Raw genomic sequence first — 1,538 nt, 5'->3', positions numbered from 1 at the left:
GCGCGACCGGGCCCCGGCGTGCTCGAGGCGCTGGCCAGCGCCGACGTCGTGCTCCTGCCGCCGAGCAACCCCGTCGTCTCCCTCGGCGCCGTCCTCGCGGTGCCGGGCCTGCGCGAGGCGCTGCGGACGACCTCCGCGCCCGTCGTCGGGGTCTCCCCCGTCGTCGGCGGCGCGCCCGTGCGCGGCATGGCCGACGCCTGCCTGCGCGCCGTCGGCGTCGAGACGACAGCGGCCGCCGTCGCGGGCCTCTACGCCGACGTCCTCGACGGGTGGCTCGTGCACCCCTCCGACGCCCCCCGGAACGCCCCCCTGACCGACGGGACGGGGCCGGCGGGGGCACCCTCCCCCGCGGGGCCCCTCGTGCGCGCCGAGCCGCTGCTCATGACGACGCCGGCGGACGCGGCGCGCATCGCCGCGGCAGCCCTCGACGTCGCCGAGGCCGTGCGCGGCCTCGACCTGAGGTCGAGGTCGAGGGCCGGAGCCCCGGCCGCGCACGCCGGGCTCGCCGCGTGAGCCACACCACCGAGGGCCAGGGCGCCCGGGGCCAGGGCGCCGGGAGTCATGGCGCCGGGAGTCAGGGCGCCGGAGGCCGGAGCGCCGAGGGCGGACGCCCCCGGCGGACCGCTCCGCCGCCCCCCGACGGCTTCGCCGTGCGGGCCGTGGCCCTCCCCGGCGTCCCGGAGGTGCGCCCGGGCCACGACCTCGGCGCCCTGCTCGTCGACGCCGTGGCGCGGGCCGGCCTCGCCCTGCGGGACGACGACGTCCTCGTCGTCGCGAGCAAGGTCGTCGCCAAGGCCGAGGGCCGGTCCGTGCGGGCGCGCGGGCGCGCCGCGGCCGTGGACGCGCAGACGGTGCGCGTCGTCGCCGAGCGCGGCCTGCCGGGCGGGGCGACCACCCGCGTCGTCCAGTCGCGCAGCGGCCCCGTCCTCGCCGCCGCCGGCGTCGACGCCTCCGACGTGGAGCCGGGCACGGTGCTCCTCCTCCCGGCCGACCCCGACGCCTCGGCCCGCGCCCTGCGCGCGCGCGTCACCGAGCTGACGGGCGCCTCGCCCGCGGTCGTCGTCTCCGACACGACGGGACGGCCGTGGCGCGTCGGCGTCACGGACCTCGCGCTCGGCGTCGCGGGCCTGACGGCCCTCGACGACGTGCGCGGGGAGGTCGACCGCTTCGGGCGGCCGATGGAGGTCACCGTGCGGGCGGTGGCCGACGAGGTCGCGGCCCTCGGCGACCTCGTCAAGGGCAAGGCGGCCGGGACGCCGGTGGCGCTCGTCCGCGGCCTCGGCGGCACGGGCGCGATCGCACCCTCGCGCTCCACCGGAGGCCGAGACTCTGCGCCGCTGGCCGAGGTGGGTGGTCCCGACGGCGACGGGGCCGCCGCCTGCACGCGGACGGGGCCGAGCGACTGGTTCGCCTACGGGCACGTCGAGGCGGTGCGCGCTGCGCTGGGCTCCGCCCCGGGCGCCGTGGAGCCGCCGCCCGTCGACCCGGCGGCCGACACCGACCGGGCGCGGCTGCGGCGCGCCCTGGCCGTCGCCACG

2 protein-coding genes are annotated in these 1,538 nt (G+C 81.2%); both read left to right on the top strand.

Going from position 1 to position 1,538, the window contains the following annotated elements; all coding sequences use genetic code 11:
- A partial coding sequence (locus HLB09_RS16950; protein ID WP_171204462.1) for a 2-phospho-L-lactate transferase CofD family protein occupies positions 1-513 on the top strand: 513 nt, incomplete at its 5' end.
- Between the two features lie 146 nt (positions 514-659).
- The coding region (gene cofE / locus HLB09_RS16945; protein ID WP_322790242.1) for a coenzyme F420-0:L-glutamate ligase at positions 660-1,538 on the top strand (879 nt) is incomplete at its 3' end.

The organism is Pseudokineococcus marinus (assembly GCF_013004605.1).
Lineage (GTDB): Bacteria > Actinomycetota > Actinomycetes > Actinomycetales > Quadrisphaeraceae > Pseudokineococcus > Pseudokineococcus marinus.
The sequence above is the reverse complement of the archived record's forward strand: the minus strand, read 5'-3'. Positions and strand labels throughout refer to the sequence as shown.